Source organism: Micromonospora sp. NPDC006766 (assembly GCF_040636055.1).
GTDB lineage: Bacteria > Actinomycetota > Actinomycetes > Mycobacteriales > Micromonosporaceae > Micromonospora.
Window position 1 is genome coordinate 1 of sequence record NZ_JBEYIX010000118.1, and the last position, 3,682, is coordinate 3,682.

Here is a 3,682-nt window from a genome sequence, read left to right on the forward strand (position 1 = left end):
GCCCCCACCACCAGCACCGACCCCACCACGATGGGCCTCACCCGACCCGACCACCCGCTCCTCAGCGCCGTCATCACCGTGCCCGGCACCGACACCACCGTCCTCACCGGACGGCTGGACTTCGGCAACAACCCCTGGCTGGCGCACCACGGAATCCACGGGACCACGATTGTGCCCGGTACGGCGTACGTCGAGCTCGCCCTGCACGCCGCAGCCGGAACCGATACGCCTCGCCTCGCCGAACTGGTCCAGGAAGCGCCGCTGCCGATCGCTGAGCACGGCGGCACCGCGATCCGCGTCGTCGTCGGCCCGGAAGACGGCGCGCGTCGCACCGTCAGCATCTACTCCCAACAGGTTGACGCCTCCGGCGAGGAGATGCCGTGGGTCCGCAACGCGCACGGCACGCTCGCCCCCGCGGACGCCGTGCCGCCCCCAGTGCTGAGCGTCTGGCCGGCACCCGGCGCGCGGCCGCTCGACCTGACCGGCCTGCCCGAGCAGCTGGCCGCGGCGGGACACGACTACGGGCCGGCCTTCCAGGGGCTGCGCGCTGCCTGGCAGCGCGGCGACGAGAAGTACGCCGAGGTCGCCCTGCCCGAGGAGCACCGGGCCGAGGTCACCCGGTTCGGCGTACACCCGGCGCTGCTCGACGCGGCGATGCACGTCGACGGCCACGACGACGACTCGGACACGCCCGCGATGATGCCGTTCGCCTGGAACGACGTGACCCTGCACGCCTCGGCTGGCCCGGCCGTCCGGGTCAAGCTGGTTCGCACCGCGGCGGACACCGTCTCGCTGGTCGTCGCGGACGCGGCCGGCGCCCCGGTGCTGACCGTCGGTTCGTTGGTGTCCCGTCCGGCACCGGCCGGCCTGCCGATGGCAAGGGATCCCCGGCCGCCGCTGTACCGCATCGACCGCACCCGGATCGAGGCGCCGGCTGCCGCCACCGCCGACCTGCCCACCGTGATCACCCTGCCGGAAGCCGACGAACCGCTGCCGGGGGCGGCGCACGAGATCGCGCTACACACCCTGGATCGACTGCGGCAGTGGCTCGCCGACCCGGATACGGCCGATCGGGCCCTGCTGGTCACCACCTCCGGCTCGCTCGCCCAGGCACCCGCCGCCGGGCTGGTCCGGGCCGCGCAGGCGGAGAACCCCGGCCGGATCGTTCTGGTCGACACCGGCGGCGAGGACGTGCCCGGGAAGCTGCTCGGCGCGGCCGCCGCCACCGGGGAACCCGAGATCGTCGTCCGCGGCACCGAGTTCACCGTGCCGCGATTCGCCCTCGCCGAGCCGGCCGGTACGCCGGTCACCCCGGACCCGACAGGCACCGTGCTGATCACCGGCGGCGGCGGGCTGGGCGCACTGATCGCCCGGCACCTGGTCACCGCGTACGGGGTGCGCCACCTGGTCCTGGCGAGTCGCCGTGGTGATGCCGCACCCGGCGTCGCCGAGCTGATCGAGGAGTTGACCGGCCGGGGTGCCGCCGTCACCGCGTACGCCGTCGATCTGACCGATCGTGCCGCGGTCGCCGCACTGATCGCCTCGGTGCCTGCCGCGCATCCGCTGACCGCCGTGGTGCACACTGCCGCTGTCGTCGACGACGGGGTGCTCACCGGCCTGACCCCGGACCGGCTCGCCGCCGTGCTGCGGCCGAAGGCCGACGCCGCCACCCACCTGCACGAGCTGACCCGGGACCTGCCGCTGGCCGCCTTCGTGCTCTTCTCCTCGGCCTCCGGGCTGCTCGACGCGTCCGGCCAGGGTGCGTACGCCGCGGCCAACGCCTACCTCGACCAACTGGCCCGGGACCGTGCCGCCGCCGGGCTGCCGGCCACCTCGATCGCGTGGGGTCTGTGGACCGGCACCGGCGGCCTGGACGGCAAGCTTTCCGCCGCCGACGTGCAGCGGATGAGCCGCTCGGGGATCCGCCCGCTCACTGCCGAGCAGGGCCTCGCGCTGTTCGACGCCGCGCTGGCCGGCGCCGAGCCGGTGCCGGTGGCGCTCGACCTGGACCTGCCGGCGCTGCGCCGGGGCGGCGACGTCCGGCCCGCGCTGCGGGGCCTGGTGCCGGCGCGACCCGCCCCGGCGGTCGCCCGCGGCGACGACCTGACCGGCCACCTTGCCACACTCGCCGCCGACCAGCAGGAATCGTTCCTGCTCGACCTGGTCTGCGCGCACGCGGCGGCGGTGCTGGGCCACGACAACCCGCGAACGATCGGCGCCGGCAAGGGCTTCACCGACCTGGGCCTGGATTCCCTGGGCGCGCTGGAGCTGCGCAACCGTCTCGCCGCCGCGACCGGCCTGCGACTGCCCGCCACGCTGATGTTCGACTACCCCAACCCGTGGCTGCTCGCCCGCTTCCTGCTGGCCGAGCTGGCCCCGCCGGTGGTCGCCACGGTGGACGACAGCACCGCGCAGCGCCTGATCGGTGCCATCCCGATCGACGCGATCCGGCGGGCCGGGCTGCTCGACACGCTCCTGGCCCTGGCCCCGGCCGAGACGGCGATGCCGGCGCAGGGACCAACGGCCGACGCCGACGCCATCCAGGACATGGCCATTGACGACCTGGTCGCCGCGGCGCTCGCCGCCGGCGTCCCGAACTGACCGGAAGGCGGCACCTGCCGTGAACACGTCTGTGGATCAGATCGTCGAGGCGTTGCGCCGATCGATGCGGGACAACGAGCGGCTGCGCGCGGAGAACCACCGGCTCACCGCGGCCGGCGCCGAGCCGATCGCCATCGTCGGCATGGCCTGCCGGTTCCCCGGCGGCATGACCTCGCCCGAAGAGTTGTGGGAGGCCGTGCTCGGGGGCCGGGACGGGATCGGTGAGTGGCCGGCCGACCGTGGCTGGGACACCGAGAACATCTACGACCCGGAGCCGGGCAAACCCGGCCGGTGCGTCACCCGGCACGGCGGTTTCCTGTACGACGCGGCCGACTTCGACCCGGCTCTGTTCGGCATCTCGCCGCGCGAGGCCCTGGAGATGGACCCGCAGCAGCGGCTGCTCCTGGAGACCTCGTGGGAGGCGCTGGAGCGGACCGGCATCGATCCGGCGTCGCTGCGCGGGAGCAGCACCGGCATGTTCGCCGGCGTCATGTACCACGACTATCCGGTAGGTGCGGCCGGCAGCATCGTCTCCGGGCGGGTGGCGTACACCCTGGGCTTGGAAGGCCCGGCCGTCACGGTCGACACGGCCTGCTCGTCGTCGCTGGTCGCGCTGCATCTGGCGATGCAGTCGCTGCGGGCCGGGGAGTGCTCGCTGGCCCTGGCCGGCGGCGTGACCGTGATGTCCACCCCGACCACCTTCATCGAGTTCAGCGAGCAGCGCGGGCTGGCGCCGGACGGGCGGTGCAAGCCGCTCTCCGGGGGTGCCGACGGCACCAGCTGGGGCGAGGGGGTCGGCGTCCTCGTCGTCGAGAAGCTGTCGGACGCCCAGCGTAACGGGCACGACATCTTGGCCGTGGTGCGCGGCTCGGCGATCAACCAGGACGGCGCGAGCAGCGGGCTCACCGTGCCGAACGGGCCTGCGCAGCAGCGGGTGATTCGGGCTGCGCTGGCTGGTGCCGGATTGACGGCGGATCAGGTGGACGTGGTGGAGGCGCACGGCACCGGCACCACGTTGGGGGATCCGATTGAGGCGCAGGCGTTGTTGGCGACGTATGGGCAGGGTCGTCCGGTGGGTCGT

General features: G+C 74.0%; 2 protein-coding genes. Both read left to right on the forward strand.

Features of this window, described 5'->3' with window-relative positions; genetic code table 11:
* On the forward strand, positions 1-2,601 hold a 2,601-nt coding region (locus tag ABZ671_RS32515), incomplete at its 5' end, for a type I polyketide synthase (protein WP_357865340.1).
* A gap of 19 nt (positions 2,602-2,620) precedes the next feature.
* The coding region (locus tag ABZ671_RS32520) for a beta-ketoacyl synthase N-terminal-like domain-containing protein (protein WP_357865342.1) at positions 2,621-3,682 on the forward strand (1,062 nt) is incomplete at its 3' end.